The organism is Caulobacter sp. GSs2 (assembly GCF_058680895.1).
In genome coordinates this window covers 3,270,237-3,293,656 of record NZ_CM178725.1, presented here as the reverse complement: position 1 = coordinate 3,293,656, position 23,420 = coordinate 3,270,237, and the positions used below count along the sequence as shown (strand labels likewise).

The 23,420-nt window shown below is 65.3% G+C and carries 11 protein-coding genes and 1 pseudogene; 7 read left to right on the top strand and 5 right to left on the bottom strand.

The features are described 5' to 3' along the window. Positions 1–124: 124 nt before the first annotated feature. On the bottom strand, positions 125–658 hold the full coding sequence (locus ACW17Z_RS15950; protein ID WP_492056710.1) for a hypothetical protein: 534 nt from the start codon (positions 656–658) through the stop codon (positions 125–127). Between the two features lie 69 nt (positions 659–727). Beyond that, entirely contained in the window at positions 728–1,462 is a 735-nt protein-coding gene (locus ACW17Z_RS15945) for a 2OG-Fe(II) oxygenase family protein (protein ID WP_492056709.1), read from the bottom strand. Positions 1,463–2,066: 604 nt separating this feature from the next. Here ACW17Z_RS15945 and ACW17Z_RS15940 point away from each other — a divergent pair. The 4 genes and pseudogenes from ACW17Z_RS15940 to ACW17Z_RS15925 all read left to right on the top strand — a co-directional run bounded on the left by ACW17Z_RS15940 (position 2,067) and on the right by ACW17Z_RS15925 (position 10,953). After that, positions 2,067–5,006, top strand: coding sequence for a TonB-dependent receptor domain-containing protein (locus tag ACW17Z_RS15940; RefSeq protein ID WP_492056708.1), 2,940 nt, complete (start codon positions 2,067–2,069; stop codon positions 5,004–5,006). 216 nt (positions 5,007–5,222) lie between these two features. Then, positions 5,223–7,988: pseudogene (locus ACW17Z_RS15935) on the top strand (M14 family metallopeptidase); the annotation flags it as partial. A gap of 194 nt (positions 7,989–8,182) precedes the next feature. Continuing rightward, positions 8,183–8,908: a response regulator gene (locus ACW17Z_RS15930; protein WP_492056707.1), complete on the top strand. Its 726-nt coding sequence runs from the start codon at positions 8,183–8,185 to the stop codon at positions 8,906–8,908. Next, positions 8,905–10,953 carry an ATP-binding protein gene (locus tag ACW17Z_RS15925; RefSeq protein ID WP_492056706.1) on the top strand — a complete coding sequence of 683 codons (2,049 nt, stop codon included), beginning with the start codon at positions 8,905–8,907 and terminating at the stop codon, positions 10,951–10,953. Before ACW17Z_RS15930 ends, ACW17Z_RS15925 begins: the two co-directional genes overlap by 4 nt. Here the strand turns inward: ACW17Z_RS15925 and ACW17Z_RS15920 are convergent. The 3 genes from ACW17Z_RS15920 to ACW17Z_RS15910 all read right to left on the bottom strand — a co-directional run bounded on the left by ACW17Z_RS15920 (position 10,950) and on the right by ACW17Z_RS15910 (position 17,301). Next, positions 10,950–12,479 (bottom strand): tryptophan halogenase family protein, encoded by a 1,530-nt coding sequence (locus ACW17Z_RS15920; protein WP_492056705.1) that lies wholly within the window; start codon positions 12,477–12,479, stop codon positions 10,950–10,952. The two genes, ACW17Z_RS15925 and ACW17Z_RS15920, sit on opposite strands and share 4 nt — an antisense overlap. A gap of 26 nt (positions 12,480–12,505) precedes the next feature. After that, a complete protein-coding gene (locus ACW17Z_RS15915; RefSeq protein WP_492056704.1) occupies positions 12,506–14,026 on the bottom strand; it encodes a tryptophan halogenase family protein in 1,521 nt (506 codons plus the stop codon). A gap of 152 nt (positions 14,027–14,178) precedes the next feature. Next, a complete protein-coding gene (locus ACW17Z_RS15910; RefSeq protein WP_492056702.1) occupies positions 14,179–17,301 on the bottom strand; it encodes a TonB-dependent receptor in 3,123 nt (1,040 codons plus the stop codon). Between the two features lie 666 nt (positions 17,302–17,967). On the opposite strand from ACW17Z_RS15910, the gene ACW17Z_RS15905 reads away from it, so the two are divergent. From ACW17Z_RS15905 to ACW17Z_RS15895, 3 genes are all read left to right on the top strand, one after another. Further along, entirely contained in the window at positions 17,968–19,011 is a 1,044-nt protein-coding gene (locus ACW17Z_RS15905; RefSeq protein WP_492056701.1) for a LacI family DNA-binding transcriptional regulator, read from the top strand. A gap of 59 nt (positions 19,012–19,070) precedes the next feature. Beyond that, positions 19,071–21,335 carry a beta-glucosidase family protein gene (locus ACW17Z_RS15900; protein WP_492056700.1) on the top strand — a complete coding sequence of 755 codons (2,265 nt, stop codon included), beginning with the start codon at positions 19,071–19,073 and terminating at the stop codon, positions 21,333–21,335. Positions 21,336–22,475: 1,140 nt separating this feature from the next. Continuing rightward, positions 22,476–23,396: a Gfo/Idh/MocA family protein gene (locus ACW17Z_RS15895; protein WP_492058546.1), complete on the top strand. Its 921-nt coding sequence runs from the start codon at positions 22,476–22,478 to the stop codon at positions 23,394–23,396. Positions 23,397–23,420: the final 24 nt, after the last annotated feature.

Genomic DNA, 23,420 nt, shown 5'->3' with positions numbered 1-23,420 from the left:
CGCGAGCGAGTCCCGCGCCACTTCCGGCGGGCGCGACCCTCTCATCGGCCTTGGTCAAACGCCAGTGGGTCCGACGATTTTAGACACCCGCCGCGCGCGCTCGCCCTGGATAGAGGCGCGGCGCCTATTGGGTGTCGGCCCGACGCGCCCGCATCGCGCGCTGACCATCGACATTCATGAAATAGCTGCCGACCGACGCCTTGCGGATCTCGACCTTGGAGCCCTTCTTCGGATCCTTGGTCAAGGACTGGTCGTCGACCTGCTTCCACACGGCGCCGTCGGCCAGCACAACCGTCCAGCGGCCGTCACCGCTGCGGCGCGCACTGGCGACTTCGCCCATTACCCGGTCGACCTCGGTCTTCTCTTCGCTTCGGTCGAGGATGGCCAGGGCTGAGAGCTCCAGGCCAAAGGCCTGGCGGCGCGCGGCGCGGGCCTCCTGACGATCGACGATGATCACCTCGCCGGCCTTCTCAGCCTTGTTCACCTGACCGACGGCAGCGTCGTAGCAGGCCAGTCGCTCGGCGTCGGTGGTGATGGCGCGGCAGTCAAAGAGGGCCTTGAGCACCGCTGGGGTGGCAGATTTGGGCGCATCGGCGGCGGTCGCGACGAGCGGAACGGCCAGGGCCGCCACAGCGACAAGCTTGATCCAGAGTTTCATGCGATCCCACGATTCGAACTACGGCATTGAAAGTGTCGATAGAACGCCCGGCGAAAGGGCGCTGGCGTTTCAGGTCGTCTTCGTCGGCTCCCGCACCAACCAGCCGGTCAGGGACAGACGCTTGGCGGCGGCATAGGACGCCACCGGCGCCACCGAATGGACGCGGGGCACACGAAACAGAGTGAGGACGTTGAAGCCCGGCGTGAAGCCCCGCTCGATCTGACCGTCAGCGTCGTGGAACAGCAACTGCCCGCCCCAGTCCGGTCTCCAGTCACGTGTGAATCCCAGAGTAAAGGCGGCCAGACGATCGTCGCGCTGATGGCTGTCGTCATGCAGGGTCAGGAAATCACCCGGCCGATAGTTGGAGGCCTGGGCGCGGACGCCCCCAACCGGGTCGCCGCCGATCACGGCCTGGCCGAAATCCAGAAAGGCCCGGCTCTGCAGGAACTCAGTGGCCCGATGAATGGGCGCGGTCGGGTCGCGGGCGTACTCGTCCTGCAAGGCATAGGACAGGTGAATGAAGGAGAACCCCCTGGAGGCGCGCTTCAGAGCGCCTTGCAGGAACTGTCGAACCTGGGCCTCGCCGAACTTCTGGATGACCTGGGGACTGATCACCAGGGTTTCGGACGTCTCGTCGGGCGCCACCACATTCCAGGTCAGACCGGCCATGATCCCGGCGGTAGCTTCTGCGTCGCCAGGATCCAGAAAGACCGGGATCTGGACGACGCCGTCCCGTTGATAGACAGCGGCGAACGGCGCGGGATCGAGCGCTGGATTGATCCGGATCACAGAAGGATTCGTCATGGAACGCAGCGGCGCAAGGCAGATCTCCAGCGCCGGAATGGGCCTTCGGAGCCATTTCGTAACAGATCGTCATTCGGCGGTTCAACCCGCGATAGCCTGGCGGGATGATCAAAAAGTTTGATCGAACAGTCGTAGCAATCGATAGAACTGCCCCATTCCAAGCGCCCGATCGGCCCCCAACTCAAAGTTGGCCACGATTCTCCATCAGCAAACGCTGTCAGACCTTAACGCAAAAAATCGTGAGTTCTCTAGAACCGCCCGCGGTGTCGATCAAAAAAGCCCGTCAAATCGCGGCGAATGTGTCGGAATATTGACATATTTTCAGCATTTCCAACTCGCAATATTGTGAAAAGCAACAAGTATACTATTCCCCATTTCATCATGGTTTAGGCAGAAATTCGGGCAGAGCGCCCAATAGCAGCAATCGCATGCGTCACTTTTGCTACACAGCCGACTAATTGTTGCCGCGCCATATCGTGAAAGATTGACCGAAGTTCGCCAACCGTCACTCTCCTGCCTTAACTCGCGCCGGCAGCGGTGCGGTTGGGGGCGTCATGACTTGGATCAAACCGAGACGGCGCAATTAAAAATATGTGGAGGTTTGATGTTTAACGCTTTGTCCACCCGGAAACGCCTGCTGGCGACCACCGTGCTGTGCGGCGCGATTGCGCCCATGGCCATCGCCATGCCTGCTTTTGCCCAGACTGCGCCCGCTGCTGCGGAAGCCGTGCAGGTCGAAGAAATCGTCGTCACCGGTTCGCGCATTGCGCGTCCTGACCTGGTTTCGTCCAGCCCCGTCGCCACGGTCGGCGAGAAGGAGCTCGAGCAATCGGGCGTCGTCAACACCGAGAACCTGCTCAACACCCTGCCGCAAGCCGTCCCCGGCATCACCTCGACGGTGAACAACGGCAGCAACGGCACCGCCACGGTCAACCTGCGCGGCCTCGGCTCCAACCGCACCCTGGTGCTGGTGGATGGCAAGCGCCAGACCCCGACCACCCAGGCCGGCAGCGTCGACCTGAACCTGATCCCGCCGGCGCTGATCAAGCGCATCGAAGTGGTGTCGGGCGGCGGTTCGGCCGTTTACGGCTCGGACGCCGTGGCCGGCGTCGTCAACTTCATCCTGAAGAACGACTTCGAAGGCATGGAAGTCTCGGCCGGCTATCAGGCCACCGATGACGGCGAAGCCCCGATCTATTCGGGCGACGTGACCTTCGGCGCCAACTTTGCCGATCGCAAGGGCAATGTCGTCCTGAGCCTTGGCTACAACAAGCGCGAAGCCCTGACTCAGGGCGAACGTGGCGGCATGCTCAGCCGCGCCTGGGGCGATAACGCCACCCGTACCGGCTTCGTGCCGTCGGGTTCGGGCTCCATGGAGCCGGGCCGCGTCGACCCGTTCGTCGCCAACAAGTTCATCACCCTGCCGGGCGTCGCCAACCTCGCCGCCAACTCGGCCTTCTTCCTGCCCGACGGCGGCGTGCGCCTCTATGACGCGAACAACGACACCTACAACTTTGCTCCGGTCAACTACGTCCAGACCCCGCAAGAGCGTTTCTCGGTCACCTCGCTGGCCAGCTATGAGATCAAGCCGGGCCTGACCGCCTATGCCAAGGGCAACTTCGTCAATTCGAAGGTCGTCACCCAGCTGGCCCCGACCCCGGTCGGCAACCGGATCTTCCGCTTCAGCCTCGACAACAATCCCTTCCTGACCGCGGCCGCCAAGACCGCCCTGAACAGCATCGGTTCGTCGACCGCCTACAGCATTCCGGCCAGCAGCCCCTGGGCCACCGGCACCTATACGGACATCGACACCGACGGCGACGGCCTGTTCGACACCGTCACCGGCTCGTTCAACAAGCGCCTCAGCGACGTTGGCCCGCGCGTCTCGAGCTTCAACTTCACCGGCTTCCAGATCCAGCTGGGCCTGAAGGGCGATATCGAAGCCATCAATGGCGGCTTCGACAGCTACTTCCAGTATGGCAACTCGCACGGCAGCAACACTCTGCTGGGTGACACCAGCCTGGTCCGCATCCAGCAGGGCCTGCTGCTGAACGCCGCCGGCACCGCCTGCGCCGATCCGTCGGGCGGTTGCGTTCCGGTCAACATCTTCGGCCAGGGCACGATGTCGGCGGCTGCCGCCAACTTCATCAAGACCCGCATCAACTCGTCGCAGGACTATGAGCAACTATACGCCGGCTTCACCTTCAGCGGTGATACGGCCAACATGTTCTCGCTGCCGGCCGGCCCGATCGGCTTCGCCGTCGGCGGTGAATATCGCGCTGAGGATTTCGCCTTCAACCCCAGCCAGGATCTGGCCACGGGTAACCTGACGGGCTTCAACGCCAGCCCGGCCGTCGCCGGTCGCTTCGACGTTTATGAAGCCTATGCCGAAGTGCTGGTGCCGATCCTGAAGGACCTGCCCTTCGTCAAGTCGCTGGACCTGGAACTGGCCGGCCGCGTGTCGGACTACACCACCCAGCCGGACCCGGTTGAGACCTACAAGGTGGCCGGCACCTGGAAGCCCTTCGACGACCTGATGCTGCGCGCATCCTACAACAAGGCGATCCGCGCTCCGTCGGTCGGCGAACTGTACGCTCCGCAAAGCAACGGCTTCCCGACCTCGACGGACAACTGCTCGGCCCGCGCCGCGCCGAACGCCGCCACGCGTCAGGCCTGTATCAACTCGGGTGTCTCGGCCAGCGCAGTGGGCGTGATCAACGCCAACCAGCAGACCCAGACCCTGTCGGGCGGCAATCCGAACCTGCGTCCGGAAGAAGGCAAGACCATCACCTACGGTTTCGCCTACACCCCGTCGTGGCTGCCGAACTTCTCGATCACGGGTGACTACTTCTCGATCGAGATCACGGACGCCATCGCCAACTTCGGCGGCAGCGCTTCGAACGTCATGAACGTCTGCTACGGCGCGCTGGTGAACGGCAACCCGTCCTCGCCGTACTGCCAGGCCATCAACCGCCTTCCCAACGGCTCGATCGACTACATCTCGCTGACGGCTCAAAACGTCGCGACGGTGAAGACCGAAGGCTTCGATGTCGGCATCACCTACCGCACGACCCTGGAAGACCTCGGTCTGCCGGATTGGGGTTCGGTGTCGCTGCGTTCGCTCTACACCAACACCTGGGAAAGCACGACGACGCCGGACGACATCTCGACGCCGATCAAGTGCGCCGACAAGTTCGGCACCCGCTGCGGCAACCCGACCCCGCGTCACAAGCTGCGGTCGGCCGTCAACTGGAAGATGAACCAGTTCGGCCTGAACCTGGTGTGGAACCACCTGGACGACGTCAATGACGACGCCCCGGCGACCCGCTACACGGTTGAGCGTATCGGCGCGAAGAACTACTTCGACCTGTCGGGCGACTGGGAAGTTAACGACAACATCGCCTTCACCGGCGGCGTCAAGAACCTGACCCAGGAAGCCTATCCGATCCTGGGCGGCAACGCCTCGCCTTCGAACAGTGGCTATCCGGCCACCTACGACGTGCTGGGCCGGACGTTCTTCCTGAACGCCCGTCTGCGCTACTAAGACCTGACCCGGCCGGGCGTTTCGGCGCCCGGCCGGGAAAGCGCTGGAGAAGCAAGACCAGGCCCGTTCCGGTTCGTCCGGGGCGGGCTTTTTCTTGCGTGCAGGCCGAGAAGCGACAAAGTCGCCCTCCATGAACGGCGCAGACGGCGGTTTCGCAGTCGCGCTTCGTCAGACATCATGAAACCGGCGTGGTTCGCCGCCTGTTCTGGATGGGAAGCCCTTTCGATGACGCGATGCAAAGCGATGGCCGGCGCGGCCCTGGCGCTGGTGATGACCCTGAACGGCCCGGCCTTCGCCCTGGGCCAGATCACTCCACCGGAAAAGGCCTTCGCCCAGCCAGTCGGCAGCGACTACTTCCTGGCCGACTACACCGCTTATGAGGCCTATCTGAAGACCCTGGCCGGTCAGTCGGATCGCATGAAGCTGGTCGCTATCGGCAAGACCGAAGAAGGCCGCACCCAGTGGATGGCGATCGTCTCGTCGCCGGCCAATCTGGCCAGGCTGGACCACTACCAGACCATCGCTCGCCGCCTGGCCAAGGCGCAGGGCGTCAATCGCGACGAGGCCGTGAAACTGGCCGCCGAGGGCAAGGCCGTCGTCTGGATCGACGCGGGCATGCACGCTAACGAGACCGTGACCTCGCAGGGTCAGATCCAGGTCCTGCACAAGATGCTGACCCAGACCGATCCGGAGACGATGCGTCTGCTGGACGACGTCATCGTTCTATTCGCCCACGACAATCCGGACGGCATGGAGCTGATCTCCGACTGGTACATGCGCCAGGAAGACCCGAAGAAGCGCGAGTTCGGTTCGATCCCGCGCCTGTACCAGAAGTATATCGGCCACGATAACAACCGCGACAGCTTCATGGCGCAGATGGCCGAGACGACCAACGTCAACCGCCAGCTGTTTCGCGAGTGGTTCCCGCAGATCGTCTACAACCAGCACCAGACCGCGCCCAACGGCATGGTGGTGTTCGTGCCGCCGTTCCGCGACCCGGCCAACTACAATTACGACCCGCTGGTCATGACCACCCTGCAGGAGGTGGGCATGGCCATGCACAGCCGTCTGGTGGCCGAGGACAAGCCCGGCTCCAGCGCCCGCAGCGCCGCCCCCTACTCCACCTGGCACAACGGGATGGAGCGCTCGATCGCCTATTTCCACAATTCAGTAGGCCTGCTGACCGAGATCACCGGCGGGCCCACGCCCATGCCGCTGAATCTGGTGCCCGACGCCCAACTGCCCAGCAATGATCGGCCCATGCCCGCCCCGCCGCAGATGTGGCATCTGCAGCAAACCTTGGACTACCAGTGGAGCCTGAACCGCGCGGTGCTGGACTACGCTTCGCGCAACCGCGAAAGGCTGCTGTTCAACATCTGGAAGATGGGCGCCAACGGCATCGCCAAGGGCAGCCAGGACAGCTGGACGCTGAGCCCCAGCAAGATCGACGCCCTGAAAGACGCGGCCAAGGACAAGCCGTTCGAGGGCCGTGGCGGATCTGTGGATCCGACGCTCTACAAGACCGTACTGCAGGCCCCGGAAAAGCGCGATCCGCGTGGCTATATCCTGCCCGCCGACCAGACCGACCTGCCCACCGTGGTCGCCTTCCTGAACGCCCTGATCAAGGCCGGCGTCGAGGTCGAACAGGCCGACAAGGCCTTTGCCGTGGCCGGCAAGACCTATCCGGCCGGCACCTATGTGGTGAAGACCGCCCAGGCCTATCGCCCGCACGTGATGGACATGTTCGAGCCGCAGGATCACCCGCACGACACCGAATATCCCGGCGGCCCGCCCAAGGCGCCCTATGACGTCACCGGCTACACTCTGGCCTACCAGATGGGGGTGAAGTTCGACCGCATCCTCGACGGCTTCGAGGCGCCGACCGCGCGCGTGCCCGACCTGATCACCGTCAAGCCTGGCGCGATCCGGGGCTCGGGCAAGGCCGGCTGGCTGATCAGCCATGAGACCAACAACAGCTTCACCCTGACCAACCGCCTGCTGAAGGCCGGGGCCGGCGTCCAGTGGCTGAAGGATGGCGGCAAGGCCGGCAAAACCAGCTTTGGCCCCGGCGCGATCTGGGTGCCCGCCTCGCCCGCCGCTCAAGCCGTGCTGACCGCCAGCGTCAAGGATCTGGGTATCGACGCCTGGGCGGTCGGCTCCAAGCCCGCCAGCGCCGCCCTGCCGCTCAAGCCTGTGCGGATCGGTCTGGTCGACGTCTATGGCGGCTCGATGCCGTCGGGCTGGAACCGCTGGATGTTCGAGAAGTTCGAGGCGCCGTTCACGGTGGTCTATCCGCAGCGCCTGGACGCCGGCGACCTGAACAAGGACTTCGATGTCCTGGTCTTCGCTGACGGCGTATTCCCGGCGCCCGCTGGGGGGCCATTCCGCGCCGGTCGCGGCGGGCCTCAGCCCAGGGCCGAGGACATCCCCGAAGAGTACCGCAGCTGGCTGGGCCAGGTGACCGACGCCAAGACCTTGCCGCAGGTCGAGGCCTTCGCCAGGGCCGGCGGCACGGTCGTGGCCATCGGCGCCTCGACGCGCCTGGCCACCGCCCTGGGCGCGCCGGTCGATGTGGCCACCGCCCGAATGGAGAACGGCGAGCTCAAGCCCTTGCCCAACAAGGACCTTTATATTCCGGGCTCGGTGCTGCGCGCACGGGTCGATAATCGCCAGCCTCTGGCCTATGGCCTGCCCGATCAGGTCGACGTGTTCTTCGACCGCAGCCCAACCTTCAGCCTGAAGTCGGATGCGACGGGCGTATCGAGGGTCTCATGGTTCGAAAGCGATACGCCGCTACGCAGCGGCTGGGCCGTCGGCCAGGAAAGGCTGAAGGGATCCACGGCGATTCTCGACGTTGATGTGGGCCGAGGCAAGCTGTTCGCCATGGGCCCCGAGATCACCCAGCGGGCGCAGTCCTACGGAACCTTCAAGTTCCTGTTCAACGGCCTGCTCTATGGCCCGGCGATCGCCGCCACGCGCTAGTGACTAGAGGCAGGCGGCGTCCGGCGCTGCCTGCCTCTTTCCCCGTGTTGCAATCCCGCTGCCGATTGATGCGCGGCGGTTACAAATCGGCGATGCGGCGGCCTTGTTCGCGACACCACCGTCCGTGACACCGGCTTGCCGCCCAGCTTGACCGAGGCGACCGCCAGATCGTCCCAAATCGCCCCAAATCGTCCATGAGCCACGCCGTTCAGATCACCCAGCCCGCCATCGTTCTGCTGGTCGAGGACGATCACGATCTGCGACGCGAAATGGCAGGTTATCTGGAAGCGCAGGGCTATGAGGTCCGGCAAGCCGCCAGCGCGGCTCAGGCCCGTGAGCTTCTCGAACAGCAGTCGGTCGATGTGGCGGTGCTGGACGTCAACCTGCCGGGCGAGGACGGCCTCTCGCTTTGCCGTCGCCTGGCCGTCGAGGGCGGGCCCGCCATCCTGATGCTCAGCGCCCTTGGCGATCCCGTGGACCGCATCCTGGGCCTGGAAATCGGGGCCGACGACTATGTGGTCAAGCCGATCCCGCCGCGTGAACTGCTGGCCCGGGTCAAGGCCCTGATGCGTCGCCGATCCGCTGGCGCGCAGGCCACCAAACGGTCGGCCTATGCCTTCGCCGGCTTTCGCCTGGACCTGGCGGCCCGTCAGCTGACCGCGCCCGACGGCATGCTGCTGCTGCTCACCCGGGGCGAACTGTCCATCCTGGCGACCCTGCTGGAAAACGCCCGGTCGGTAGTGACGCGCGAGGCGCTGCTGGGCGTCATCAAGGGTGAAGAGCCCGAGATCGTCGGCCGCAGCGTCGACCTGCATATCAGCCGCCTGCGCCGCAAGATCGAGGCCCAGACCGACCACGAGATCATCAAGACGCATCGGGGCGTCGGCTATGTGCTGGACGCCATGGTGGTGCGGCTATGACAGTCTCGTCCAGGCTTCGCTGGCCCAGCCCTCCTCTGGCCGTGCAGATCGTGGCGCTGTTGCTGGCCGGGATCGTCGTCGCCCAATTGGTCACCTTGGTCTTGACCCTGCTCCTGCCTCCGGCTCCGCCGGCGCAGCACAGCCTGGCCGACATCGCGGCCGGCCTGCGTGGCGCGCCTGTTGCGACCCAGGGCGCCAAGCCGCTGTTGCGCGCCAGCGACAGCCAGCCCCCCAGCCTGCAGAGCCCCGGATGGTTCGTCCCGGAGGCGGCCCACGCCGACCTGGCCCGGATGATGAACGTGAACCCGGACGAAGTGCGGCTGCTGTTCTACGCTCCCCTGCCCTTCGCCGGTCCCCCGACCCGGACCCTGACCAGCGTCGAGCGCGCCAAGCCGCCCACACGGCAATCCGGATTGGCCGACGCCCTGCGGTCAGCCATCGCGCCCCGCGCCGCCGCACAGACCGCATCGCCGCCGCCCTTCGCACCGCCGCCGCCCGGTTTCCTCGCCCGCCCGGCGGGCGGCGCCGCACCTGCAACCGGCTTTCCCGCCGGAGCCATGCGCGGGCCAGCGGCCCTGCGTCTTGGCGACAGGATCCCTGACCCTTCTCGGCCAATGGGCCAGCCACCGGCAGCCTGGGCGTCGCGCTTTCCCCCCGCCTCCGCAGGCGGCGCTCGCCAACGTCCGTTTGTGATGGGCGGTCCGATGGAAACCCCGCCGGCCCGTCCAAGGATGGTCATGCCGATGGCCGGACTGGCTCGCCCGTCCATTGGCATGATAGGTCCGGTGCGGTCGTCACACGAAGGCTTTGTCGCGGCGACGCCCATCCTGTTCAGTGTGTCCTCGGTCTCCGCCCCGGCGCACAGTGACCCAGCGCCGGCCACACGGCCTTCGGTTCGCCCCATCACCAGCGAAACCATCGCCGTGCCAGCGCCCATAAGCGCACAATCTGCGCCGCCGCCTGAGGTCACGATCACCCGCGCGCCAGTGATCGCCATAGCCATCACCGCAGCGGCCCAAGCCACGCCTCCCAAGCCCGATCCCGGACGCCCGATCGCGCCCCCCGAGCCGCGCGGTCTCTTCGGCCTCGCCCCGGCGCCCTATGTCGAGGGCGACTTCATCGCCGCCTATCGCGTGGCGCCCGATCGCTGGGTGACCTTGCGCACCCAGCCCGAGACCTTCCCCAACAGCTGGCAGAAGCGGCTGATGCTGTGGTTCGCCCTGTCGTTTGCGATCGTCGCGCCGCTGGGCTGGATCTTCGCCCGCCGCCTGGCCGCGCCGCTGACCGACTTCGCCCGCGCCGCCGAGCGCCTGGGTCGCGAACCGACCGCAGATGTCGCGGCCCTGAGCGGCCCCGCCGAGGTGGGCCAGGCCGCCCGCGCCTTCAACCAGATGCAGGCGCGGTTGCGGCGCTATGTCGAGGACCGCACCGGCATGATCGGCGCCATCTCGCACGACCTGCGCACACCCCTGGCCCGCCTTCGCTTCCGTATCGAGCGCGCCTCGCCGTCCCTGCGTCGGGAGATGGCCCGGGATCTGGATCAGATGGAGGCGATGATCACCTCGGTCCTGACCTTCATGCGCGACAACGCCGAAGCGGGCGTGCGCCAGCGGGTTGATCTGCGTTCCATCCTCGAATGCGCCGTCGACGACGCCGAAGTTGTCGGGGCCCAGGTCAGCCTGGAACCGGGCGCGCCGGCCGAAGTGGAGGTCGATGTGCTGAGCGTGCAGCGGGTCTTCGCCAACTTGATCGACAACGCCATCAAGTATGGCGATGAGGCACGGGTGCGACTGTTCGCCGAACGCAGCGAGATCGTCGCCGAGATCACCGACCGGGGACCCGGTCTGGTCGACAGCGATCTGGATCGCGTGTTTCTGCCCTTCTATCGCAGCGCCGAGGCGCGCAACTCAACGCGGCAGGGCGTGGGGCTTGGCCTGTCGACCTCGCGCTCGACCATCCGGGCCCACGGCGGCGACATCCGCTTGCGCCGGGGCCAGACGGGCCTGGTGGCCCAGGTCCGTCTGCCGATGGCGGGAAAGCCCTAAGCGCTGCGCTTGAACGGCGCCGCCGGGCAATGCTGGGCCAGGAACTCGCCATGGCTGGGCAGGGCTGCGACCTGCGCCTTGAGGATCGGAGCCGACTGGTCCAGCGTCTGCTGGATCACTGAATAGGGCGCGGCGTCGACCAACTGCTGATAGCGGTCAGGGCGGATACCCATGCCTTCCATGATCGACTGCCAGCTGGGCGCGCGGAACATGTCGTCGACACCATCGCGCAGGACGGCGCTGGATTTGAACAGCTCCATCCGCTCGCGCAGGCTCTCGGGCAGGGTGACCTTCTGGTAGTCGCGCCAGAACGGCGTGTCGTCGCGCTTCGTCGTGCAATAGTGCAGCACGATGAAGTCGCGGATCTCTTCATAGTCCATCGTCATGCGGCGATTGTATTCGGCCGCAAGGCGGGGATCGAAAGACTTGTCCGGGAAATAGCGCAGCAGGAAATCCATGCCGCGATAGATCAGGTGCAGGGCGGTGGATTCCAGCGGTTCGATGAAACCGCCAGCCAGGCCAATGGCCACGACATTGTTGCGGAACAGGCGCTTTCGCATGCCGGTCTTGAACGGAATGATGTTGGGGCCCAACAGCACATCGCCCTCGATCTGGCTCATCAGGGTGGCGGTGGCCTCGTCCTCGCTGATGTACTGGCTGCAGAACACATAGCCATTGCCCGCCCGATGCTGCAGCGGGATACGCCAGCGCCAGCCGGCGTCCTGCGCCTGGGCCAGGGTATAGGGATGCGGATCCTTGACGTTCTCGGTCTGGGCGACGACCGCGCGATCGCACATCAGAACGTCCGACCAGTCCCGATACTCCTCGTCCAGGGTCTTGCCGATCAGCAGCGCCCGGAAGCCCGAGCAGTCGATGAAGAGGTCGCCTGAAACCTCGCTGCCGTTCTTCATGATTACCTTCTCGACGAAACCGTCGGGACGGGTGACCACATCGGTGACGATGCCCTCGGTGCGCTTGACGCCCCGGGTCTCGGCAAAGTCGCGCAGGTACTGGGCCACAAGCTTAGCGTCGATATGCAGGGCATAGCTGGCGCCGCTGAGCAGGGTCTTCTGAGCGCGGAAGGGCGGGATGAACTTCCACTGGTCGGCCATCACCGTGGCCGGGGCGAAATCCTGCAGGTTCGAGGGATGGCCGTTGGCCTTGGCCCGCAGCCAGCACTGATAGAACTCGTGCCGACCGATGGGGCCGCCGATCTGGCCGAAGGGGTGATAATAGGTCTCGCCCTTGTTGCGCCAGTTCTCGAAACGGATGGCCAGCTTGAAGCTGGCCTGCGTCTTCTGGATGAAGTCCTGCTCGTCGATCCCCAGGCTGCGGATCAACTGCAGGAACGGCGGGATGGTCGATTCCCCGACGCCAATCGTGCCGATCTCTTCGGACTCGATCAGTTCCACCTCGACGCCCGTCTTGTGGAAGTAGTGGCTGGCCATGGCCGCGCAAATCCAGCCGGCGCTGCCGCCGCCGACGATCACGACCTTGCGGATCCCATTCTGATTGGTGTCCTGCATGTCCGTCCCTACTCGTTTCTTGTCTCTTACTGCGCGGCCATAGGCGCCGGTCGCGCGTAGTTTTCCAGAAAGTCGCCGTGCCTGGGCGCGGCGTCGACGGCGGCCTTCACGGACTTGCGCATCTCGGCCATGCCGCGTCGCAGCGACTCGACGTCCAGGCCGTCAAGGCTGGGATCCCAGGTCTTGGGCAGGATATCGAAGCCCGTATAGATCGCCAGCCAACTGGCCGGCTGGAACATCTCCCAGCGATAGCGGATGAAGTGGCCGCGCTCGCGGAACATCTCGATCTTGTGCTTGAGGGTGTCTGGAACGACCACGGCCTGACAGTCGCGCCAGAACGCCGTGTCGTCTCTTTGATTGGCCTTGTAGTGCAGGATAATGAAGTCGCGGACGCGCTCCATCTCCAGCCTCGACATGTCATTGAACTCGTCGATCACGCCCTGATTGAAGGTCCGGTCCGGGAAGAGCTGCTTGATCTTCTCGATGCCGGTCTCAATCAGGGCGATGCTCGTACTCTCTAGCGGCTCCAGGAATCCCGCCGCCAGCCCCAGGGCGACGCAGTTCTTGTTCCAGGCCTTGAGGCGGCGGCCCGGGGTGAAACGGATCTGACGCGGCTCGTGCAGCAGCGGATCAGGCACGGCGGCCTTCAGCTCGATCATCGCCTCGTCGTCGCTGATGTGGCGGCTGGAATAGACGTAGCCATTGCCATAGCGGTGCTGCAGCGGGATGCGCCAGCGCCAGCCGGCGGTGTGGGCCGTGACGTCGGTATAGGGCGGCGGCTCTCCAGTGCCTTCGCTTTGCACGGCCAGGGCGCGGTCGCACAGCAGCCAAGGGCTCCAGTCCTCGTAACCGGTGTGCAGGGCCTCCTCGATCAGCAGGCCGCGGAAGCCGGAACAGTCGATGAAGAGCTCGCCCTCGACAGTCGAGCCATTGTCGAGATCGACCGAGGCGATGAAGCCATCCTCAGGCCGCAGGTTGACCTGGGTGATCTTCGCGTCGATGCGCTGGACGCCGGCAGTCTCGGCGACCTGTCGCATCAGGCCGGCAAACAGACTGGCGTCGAAATGCAGGGCCCAGTCAAAGACCGACAGGCTGGACGGCGGATTGCGCGACGGCTGGGTAAACTTGCCGCCCTTGGCCAGTGCGGCGCCGAGGGAATATTCGCCGATCGCGGCTGTCTCGCCCAGCGCCTTTAGCCGCAGCCAGTAATTGTGGAAGGGCAAGCCCCGCAGGTCCTGACCAAACAGGCCAAACGGATGGATGAACGACGAGCCGGGTTTCAGCCAGCCGTTGAAGCGGATACCCAGCTTGCAGGTGGCGCCTGTGGCCCGCATCACGTCCAGGTCGCTCAGACCCAGGTTCTGGTAGAAGTTGCGGATGGTCGGGATGGTGGCTTCGCCGACCCCGACGGTTCCGATCTCGGAACTCTCGATCAGGGTGATCTTCAGCGGCGAGCCCTGGAAATGACGTTGCAGACTGGCCGCCGCCATCCAGCCGGCCGTGCCACCGCCAACAATGACGACGCTGCGAAGACGGTTGTCAGTCATGGGCTGGTCCAAAACGCCCTCCCAAAGCGCGTTCAGATAGGTCCGGCGGAGGTCTAGGCTATCGCTTGGCATCCGTCTCGGACAGGTCCGCCTCCAAAAAAGAGCCGCCGTGACAGAGGAGTCACGGCGGCTGCAGGAGGTGAGCCTAGAGTTTACCAGCGAGCCCGAAGGCCGACGGTGTAGCGGGGCTCGAACTCGTTCTGGTGATCGTACTGGGTCTTACCCTTAGCGAACTGCAGGTAATAATCCTCGATCTCACCGGTAACGTTCGAACCGTTGAAGTAAACCGTGACGTTCTCACGCACGTTGTAGCTGACGTTGACGTCCACATAGCCGGTCTTGTCCTGGAAGATCGGAATGACGCGATCGCCGCCGCCATTCATCGTTCCGGACAAACGTTCAGTGCGATAGTTGTAGGCGACGCGCGCCTGCAGCTTGTCGTCCTGATACCAGCCGACCAGGTTAAACTGGTGCTTGGAGTTGTCGAAGAACGGCAGCTTTTCACCCGCCAGATCCAGGCGCTTCTCCTCGCTGGGCGAGTAGGTGTAGTTGCTGTCCAGGCCGAAGTTGGACAGCAGTCCGGCGTCCGGCAGGATATCGCTCATCGCCAGCTTGGCGCCGATTTCCAGGCCCTCGACCTCGCCGCCGTCGCCTTGCAAGGGCAGCGAGACCACGACATCGCGGCGGATGACGCCGTCCTGGTCGGGGAAGCGCCCGGTTGTCGTGCCGCCGGTCACGAAGCTGTCGATCTTCAGCTTGAAGGCCGAGATGTTCAGCATCGAGGCGCGACCGAAATAGTACTCGATAGCGCCGTCGAAGTTCTGCGACCGCCACGGATCCAGGTTCGGGTTGCCCGATGAACTGGCGCCGGTGACGCAGCGAACGTTGGGCAGCGCCGCGCCGCAGTCAGACGTAAAGATCGACAGACCGCCGCCATAGTTGCCCAGATCAAGCGGTTGCATGGTCTTGGAGTAGGCCGCGCGGAACTTGAGGTGCTCGCCCAGGTCGTAGGTCAGGTTCACCGACGGCAGCCAGTCCGTGTACTTGCGCTTGGTGACCGTATCGCCCGCGTCGGCATTGGTGTCGCCGTAGTTTCGGACGTCGCCGGTCAGGTTCTGCTTCACCGTCAGTTCAGTTTCGATGACGCGCAGGCCGACATTGCCCGACAGGCCGCCCATCTCGAAGTTGGCCGCTCCGAACGCGCTCTGCTCGCCTAGGCTGACATCATAGGTCTGACCGGGGATCTGAACGCGGATAGCTCCACCGAAGACCTTCTTGTGGAAGGCTTCGGCATCGTCGAAGTCGCGCGGGTCGATCGCCCAGAAGCCCGGGATACCGGCAGTCACGCCACCCAGGTCATCGACCCAGACGGTGTTGTTGTAGGTGTCCAGGCGCGTCGGGGCGTTGACCGTGTAGCCCTGGAACACCTGCAGGCCGGTGACCGGATCGGGCACGAACTCGCCCGCCTGGCACTGGTTCTGGCTCATGACGACGTCGATGGCCTTCCACTGGGCCTCGCAACCGCCGGCCGGAACGCGCGAGCCATTGGCCTGAACGGCGCCCGCTGAACCGCCATAGAACCCGGAGAACAGGTGGAATTGCTCGACCGAGACGGAGCGCTCGCTCTGGCGAACACCGGCGTCGATCTTGGTGATGAAGCCCAGGAGCTTGTCTTCGAACTCATAGTGACCGTCGGCGCGGAACACGTTCATGTCCGACTCGACTTCGTTGTTGCCTTCCGAAGAGAAGGCCCCGATCGCGTAGCTATCCTTGTTAGCCATGTAGTCTTTGAGGGTCTTGCCCGCGCCCAGGCCGCCCGCGAGCGGCTTGTCGAAGCCCGACCACACCGCCTTGTCGCCGCCGATGTTGTAGTGCAGCTGCGGGTTGGCGCCGTAGCCCAGCGGGTTCGGATCCAGGTAGCAACCGCCGGCGCTGCCCGCGACAGCGTTGGTGCGACGCGTGACCGGGAACTTGTCGCAGATGGCCTTGGGATAGAAGGTGCCGCGGGTGCGGTCGGCGCCATCGCGGAACAGATTGAAGCGTCCGTCAGCATACCGCCAGTTGCTCAGGTCGCCCTGGGCCTGGCCGTTCATGCTCAGCCGTTCCCCATCAGCGCGGATGGCACGGGTTTCGAACGTGAAGGGACCACCGTTGTCGTAGTTCAGTTCCAGATTGTAGTTCTTGGTCTTCGACTTGGTGGTGCGGTTGACGGTGAAGGAATTGATCCACCAGGCGTCGATGTCATATTCGTCGACGGCCAGCCAAGGACGGCCGTTGCCGCCTGCGGTCGGGCTGTTGACGCCGGTGGCTTCGGACGCGGTAGGCCGCGTCCAGTTGCCAAAGGCGCCGCCGTCCCAGCGGTTGGAGATGTTGATGCCGACAGCGCGGTTGTACTCTTCGAGTTCCGCGTAGAAGCCCTCGGCGATCAGGGTGAAGCCTTCGCCCAGATCGGCCTCGAAGGCGACATTGACGCCCAGGCGGTCGCGTTCAACCACGCGGTTGAAGCTTTCGAAGCCGTGCGGCGAAACGAAGTTGTTCGGGTTGCCGCCGCCCCAGTCGTTGTTGCCCGACAGGCCGACAGTGCCCGAATAGTTGTTGCCCAGGTTCGACTTGCTCTTGGCGGCCGACACCATCAGGCCGACGCGGTCATTGCGCCAGTTGAGGACGCCGTTGACCAGGTAGTCGTTTTCCTTGGTGCGCTCGCCGCGCTGGGCTTCTGCGCCGCCGGCAAAGGTCAGGCCTTCGGGCAGCTGAAACGGACGGCGGGTACGCAGGTCGATGGTGCCCGAGATGCCCGACAGGGCGTTCTTGGGATCGGTCGACTTGTAGACCAGCACCTGGTTCATCAACTGCGAGGGCACGTCCAGCAGGTTCGGCTGGGCCGAGCCCATGTTGCCGGCGCTGAGATACTGTTCGCCGTTCAGCAGGGTCACGACCTGGGCCAGACCGCGGATATTGACCGTGGCGCCTTCGCCGGCGTTGCGCTGGATCTGGATGCCCGAGATGCGCTGCAGCGAGTCCGCGATGGTGACGTCCGGCAGCTTGCCGATGTCTTCGGCCGAAATGGCGTCGACGATCGAAGCTTGCGTGCGCTTGACGTCGACCGACTTGATCTGAGATCCGCGAACCCCGGTGACGACCACTTCTTCAACAGTGGTGTCGGCCGCAGCGGTCTGGGCGAATGCGCCGGTGGTCAGAGCCACCTGCGAGGCGCCGGCCAGCAAGGCCACCGCCAGGCCGCGCGTAAGCACGGCTTTCCTATGTTGATTAGTCAAATTCCTCGCTCCCCAACTTAACGTTTTTATGATCGTTCGCTCCGTTCCTGGGCGCGCCGTCTACGCGACGCACTCCAGAACCGATTGAGCGCCTTTAGGCCCGGTGAACCGCTTGTCCGCGATGTCCGCTCTTGACGGCGACCCCCAGCGCCCGGGCTGTCGATTCCGGCCCAACACCGTTATCGGTTAAGCCCAACATCCCCAAATGTCCCAGCCAAGTCAACAAGAATGTCAACGTTGTCATTCGCGCCGCACAAGGCCTTTGGCCGCTCCACGAGAGAATGGGCAAACAGGGCTTCACCTGAAAAATTGCCGTGCCATCCGGCCATTCATCGCAACTAAGCGCAGAAAATCGCCGATTTCGACCGCGTAACGACGCCTCCGGCCCCTTTTGGCGCAACATTGGTAACGCTCCCATGATTCAGCGATGGGGGGCGGCTTCAACGCCTAATCCGCTCATGGAGCACGCTCTCAGAGTCGGAAATGTCGCGAATTCGTGTCCCTTAAATGTCCTTCTAAATGACGTTGTTTGACCGAAATTTGTCCTTATGAATGACAAGCCAGACATCGTCAGCTATGACCTGCGTGACGCGCCGCCTTGCCCTCGCCACCTTCACCGTGGTGGAGTCCGGTCAGTAAGAACGCGCAACCGGGTGTAGAAACGCAATGGCGACGATCCACGATGTGGCCGAACGGGCGGAGGTCTCGCCCAAGACGGTCTCTCGCGTCCTCAACGATCATGAGAGCGTCAGCGCAAAGACGCGCGAGCGCGTCCGCGCGGCCATGCAGGACCTGGGCTACCAGCCCAGCGCCGTGGCGCGCAGCCTGCGCTCGCAGACCTCGTCCTCGGTCGGGGTCCTGATGGGCGATCCCAGCGGCGGCTATCACACCAAGGTCCACCACGCCCTGCTGCTGGCCTGCGTCGAGACCGGCCGCCACCTGACGGTCGACCTGTTCGACGGCCCGGTCGCCGGCTGGCAGGACCGCATCCGCGCCTTCGTCGCTGACGGTGGCGTGCGCGAGATGATCCTGCTGCCGCCCGAATGCGATTTTGGTCCGCTAAAGGAGCTGATGCGCGAGCTTGAGGTCCGCTGTGTGCTGATCTCGCCGACCAGCCCCGATCCCTTCTTTCCCGCCATCTCGATGGATGACCGCGCCGCCGCCCGCGAGGTGGTCGAGCACCTGTTCAGCCAGGGCCACACCCGGATCGGCCACATCTCGGGCCATCCCGACCACGCCGCCAGCACCCATCGCCGCAACGGCTTCTTCGAGGCCTATGCCGCCCGGGGCCTGCCGCGCCCCGCGCCGGAGCTGATCGCCGACGGCGAGTTCACCTTCAAGACCGGCGCGGAGGCGGCCAGGGTGCTGCTGGACATCGACGAGCCGCCGACTGCGATCTTCGCCGCCAATGACGACATGGCCGCCGCCACCTGCATGGAGGCCCAGCGTCGCGGACTGCGCATTCCAGACGATCTCTCGGTGGTCGGCTTCGACGACGCGCCGATCGCCGCCGTGATCTGGCCCACCCTGACCACCATTCGCCAGCCCTTCGAACAGATGGCGCTGCGAGCCCTGCAGACCTTCCGCGCGTGGAACGCCAACGAGCTCGCCGGCAAGGCCGCCGCGCCGTTCCTGGCCCAGCACAGCCTGATCGTCCGCGAATCGACAGGCCCCGCCCGCAGCGGCGGGCCGCCGAAGCGAAAGACCTGACCCCTTCGCCGCCGAGCCGATAACGGCCGGTGGCCCAGACAAACGAGTACGGAGGAAACATGAACCGGCAGACATTCCAGGGCCTGGCCCTGGCGCTGATGATCGGCGCGTCCGCGACGGCGCTGAACGCCCAGGCCCAGACGGCGACTCCGGCGAGCACCGCCGCCCAGCCCTGGCTGAACTCCAAGCTTGATCCCGACGCCCGGGCCGACCTGGTCGTCAAGGCCATGACCCAGGACGAGAAACTGACCCTGGTGTTCGGCTATTTCGGCGCCGACATGAAGCCCAAGTACACGCGCATCGAAGGCTCCCTGCCCGGCTCGGCCGGTTACGTGAAGGGCATCCCGCGCCTGGGCATCCCCGAGCAGTGGGAGACCGACGCCGGCATCGGCGTCGCAACCCAGGGCAGCGCCAAGGAATTCCGCGAACGCACCGCCCTGCCCTCGGGTATGGCCACAACCGCCACCTGGAACCCCGACCTGGCCTTCAAGGGCGGCGCGATGATCGGGTCCGAGGCCCGCAATTCCGGCTTCAACGTCATGCTGGCCGGCGGCGTCAATCTGGTTCGCGAACCCCGCAACGGCCGCAACTTCGAATATGGCGGCGAGGATCCGCTGCTGGCCGGCACGATGGTGGCCGCCCAGATCAAGGGCATCCAGTCCAACAACATCGTCTCGACGATCAAGCACTACGCCCTGAACAATCAGGAGACCGGCCGCTTCGTCCTCAGCGCCACGATCGACGAGACCTCGGCCCGGATGTCGGACCTGCTGGCCTTCCAGTTCGCCATCGAACAGTCCGACCCGCAGTCGGTGATGTGCGCCTATAACCGCGTCAACAGCGTCTATGCCTGCGAGAGCGACTGGCTGCTCAACACGGTCCTGAAGAAGGACTGGGGCTACAAGGGCTATGTGATGAGCGACTGGGGCGCGGTGCATTCCGGCGCCAAGGCGGTCAATGCGGGCCTCGACCAGCAGTCGGCCGGCGACGCTTTCGACAAGCAGAACTTCCTGGGCTCGGTCCTGAAGGCCGACCTGGCAAGCGGCGCCGTCAGCGGCGCGCGGCTGGACGACATGGCCCGCCGCATCACCCGCGCCCTGTTCGCCAGCGGCGCGGTCGATCATCCGGTCAGGATCGCGCCCATCGACCTGAAGGCCAACGGTCTGGTCAGCCAGGCCGACGCCGAGGAAGGCATGGTCCTGCTGAAGAACGAGGGCGGCCTGCTGCCCCTGGCCAAAACCGCGAAGACCATCGCCGTGATCGGCGCCCATGCTGATGTCGGCGTGCTGTCGGGCGGCGGTTCCTCGCAGGTCTATCCGGCCGGCGGTCGCGCCGTGCAGGGCCTCTTGCCCGCCACCTGGCCTGGCCCGGTGATCTACTACCCCTCCTCGCCGCTGAAGGCGCTGCAGGCCCGCTTCCCGAACGCCAGGATCACCTTCGCCGACGGCAAGGACCCGGCCGCCGCCGCCAAGCTGGCCGCCGCCAGCGACCTGGCTATCGTCTTTGCCGACCAGTGGACCACCGAGTCGGAAGACGTCTGGACCCTGAATCTGCCCAACAACCAGGACGCCACCATCGCCGCCGTCGCCAAGGCCAACGCCAAAACGGTGGTCGTGCTGGAGACCGGCGGCCCCGTGGTCATGCCCTGGCTGAACGAGGTGGGCGCCGTGCTGCAGGCCTGGTTCCCGGGCACCAATGGCGGCGAGGCCATCGCCCGCGTCCTGACCGGCGAAGTCGACGCCTCGGGCCGCCTGCCCGTGACCTTCCCCAAGGACGTCACCCAACTGCCCCGTCCCAAGCTGGATGGCGATCCCAAGACGCCCGACGTCCTGTTCGACGTCGACTACCGGATCGAAGGCGCGGCGGTCGGGTACAAGTGGTTCGACCTCAAGAAGCACGAGCCGCTGTTCCCGTTCGGCTATGGCCTGTCCTACACGCAGTTCGCCTATTCGAACCTCAAGGCGTCTGACGCCAACGGCGTTCTGACCGTCAGCTTCGACGTCCGGAATGTCGGCGCGCGGACCGGCAAGGACGTGCCGCAGGTCTATGTCGCGCCCAAGGCCGGCGCCAATGAGGCGTCTTGGGAAGCGCCCCAGCGTCTGGGCGGCTTCAAAAAAGTCGAGCTCGCGCCCGGCGCCAGCACCTCGGTGACGGTGACGGTCGATCCGCGCCTGCTGTCGACCTGGGACGGCAAGGCCAACGGCTGGTCGATCGCGGCGGGCGACTATGCGGTCTCGGTCGGGGCCTCCTCGCGCGCCCAGTCGCTGACCTCGACCGTATCGCTCAAGGCCCGGGCCCTGCCGGTCTCGCCGCTGGCGAAATAGGCGGCGTCACTTGCCCCCTCCTGACCTGCTGCGCAGGTCGTCCTCCCCCGTAGGGGGAAGACGAGGTCGGCGCGGTTCATCTTCCCCCTGCGGGGGAAGACGGTCGCGAAGCGACCCGTAGGGGGCAAGTCTGGCGGACACGGGCTCTCAGCCTCGCGCCGAAATCGGCTGCAAGTGGGTTGGGGAGGCGCGAAGCGGCCGGGACGAACCCGGATGACCGTGATGTGTTTTGTGCGTTTCGGCTCGACCTGTCCGCTTCGCAGAAGCTGTTCTTGCGTGAGGATTGGGCCAAGCGAGCGTGTTTCAGCTCTGATACCCAAGAGCCCCCGTACGGGCGCGCATCCCGTCGATCGGCTAACCGTCTCGACGCCGACGATGCGCGATAGGCGGGTTTACGATCCCTCGCCCTCTTCGACCCGCGTTCACCCGGCCGACGAGCCACTCAGCGTTTGGTCCGTCCTTCTGAGACAGCCCGCACACCTCGACCCGCCTTCCAGGGCGTCGCGGCCCCGCTCAGCTCCATCCCCATCGCCGCTTTGGGCCGGTACCAAACGCCCTCCCCTTGCGACGGGGACAGCTCAAGAATACGGGAGGATTGAGCTCCGAGGATTGGCGCGATCAACTATTTTACAAGCGGTTGATTGGGCTGGGTTTTGTTCGGGAAAGTACGGGGACAGACTGCCCTCTATCCCCACACTTGCCCCCTACGGGCTGCTTCGCAGCCGTCTTCCCCCGGAGGGGGAAGATGAGGTCGGCGCGTTTCATCTTCCCCCTGACAAGGGGGAGGACGACCGCGATAGCGGTCAGGAGGGGGCCCGCGGCGATGGCCGGGGCCTTCAGAACGTCCCCTGCGACATATTCGCCATGGCCTTGCCCTGAACGCCGACCCACATCAAAGCTGAGTTATCGATAGGTCCCCACCGTCGGTACCCGCTGGCCGGGGATGCTTTTATATCCCCGGCCGGCTCCCCTCCCCGACATCAGATCTGACGCCGCCGACAACCGGCCCGGCGCGCGGGTCGTAGCTCTCGCCCCGGTGAACGGCGAGGATGCCAGCGGTGCGCCGTCATGAAATCGCTTGGCGCGTCCCATTTGTACGATAATAGATCGGCAGAGAGTTCAGGGAGCTGCGGCGTGAGCATCATCAGGGTCGGGATCGTCGGGGTCGGCAAGATCGCGCGGGATCAGCACATCCCCGCCATAGCGGCCGATCCGGGCCTGAAGCTGGTCGCCGTGGCCAGCCGCAGCCGGCCGGACGTGGGCGTCCCGGCCTTCGAGACGCTGGAGGAGATGCTTCAGAGCGGTATCGAACTGGACGCCGTCGCCCTGTGCACCCCGCCCCAGGTGCGGCGCGAGACGGCGCTGACGGCGCTGCGGGCCGGCAAGCACGTCTTCCTGGAAAAGCCGCCCGGCGCGACCGTGGGCGAGGTCGGCGACCTTTCCGTCCTGGCCGCCGAGCAGGGCGTGACCCTGTTCGCCAGCTGGCACTCGCGCTTCGCCGCCGGGGTTCCTGCCGCCAAGGCGTGGCTGGCCGCCCGCACGATCCGCAACGTCGACATCCAGTGGCGCGAGGACGTACGCCGCTGGCACCCCGGCCAGACCTGGATCTGGGAAGCCGGCGGCCTGGGCGTCTTTGATCCGGGCATCAACGCCCTGTCGATCCTGACCGAGATCATGCCCCGCGAAGTGTTCGTCACCGACGCGCGGCTTCAGGTTCCGGAAAACGTCCAGTCGCCGGCCGCGGCGCACCTGGCCATGACCGACATCGAGGGCGTCAGGATCACCGCCGACTTCGACTTCCTGCAGACCGGCCCCCAGACCTGGGACATCACGGTGGTCGCCGACGAGGGGACCCTGCGCCTGTCGAGTGGCGGGGCCATCATCGAAATCGACGGCCAGCCGGTGGTCCAGGCCGCCGAGGCGGAATATCCGGGGCTGTATGGGCGGTTCGGCGAGCTGATCCGGGCGGGCAAGTCGGAAGCCGACGTGCGGCCGCTGGCCCTGGTGGCGGATGCTTTTCTGGTCGGCACGCGGGAGCTGGTCGAGGCGTTTATCGAGTAGGTCGGCGCGACTGGCCCCCTCCGC

Excerpts from the sequence above, each read along its gene's own strand:
- ACW17Z_RS15940 (WP_492056708.1), top strand. The coding sequence starts at position 2,067 with ATGTTTAACGCTTTGTCCACCCGGAAACGCCTGCTGGCGACCACCGTG.
- ACW17Z_RS15905 (WP_492056701.1), top strand. The coding sequence starts at position 17,968 with ATGGCGACGATCCACGATGTGGCCGAACGGGCGGAGGTCTCGCCCAAG.
- ACW17Z_RS15930 (WP_492056707.1), top strand. The coding sequence starts at position 8,183 with ATGAGCCACGCCGTTCAGATCACCCAGCCCGCCATCGTTCTGCTGGTC.
- ACW17Z_RS15920 (WP_492056705.1), bottom strand. The coding sequence starts at position 12,479 with ATGCAGGACACCAATCAGAATGGGATCCGCAAGGTCGTGATCGTCGGC.
- ACW17Z_RS15925 (WP_492056706.1), top strand. The coding sequence starts at position 8,905 with ATGACAGTCTCGTCCAGGCTTCGCTGGCCCAGCCCTCCTCTGGCCGTG.
- ACW17Z_RS15900 (WP_492056700.1), top strand. The coding sequence starts at position 19,071 with ATGAACCGGCAGACATTCCAGGGCCTGGCCCTGGCGCTGATGATCGGC.
- ACW17Z_RS15950 (WP_492056710.1), bottom strand. The coding sequence starts at position 658 with ATGAAACTCTGGATCAAGCTTGTCGCTGTGGCGGCCCTGGCCGTTCCG.
- ACW17Z_RS15945 (WP_492056709.1), bottom strand. The coding sequence starts at position 1,462 with ATGACGAATCCTTCTGTGATCCGGATCAATCCAGCGCTCGATCCCGCG.
- ACW17Z_RS15915 (WP_492056704.1), bottom strand. The coding sequence starts at position 14,026 with ATGACTGACAACCGTCTTCGCAGCGTCGTCATTGTTGGCGGTGGCACG.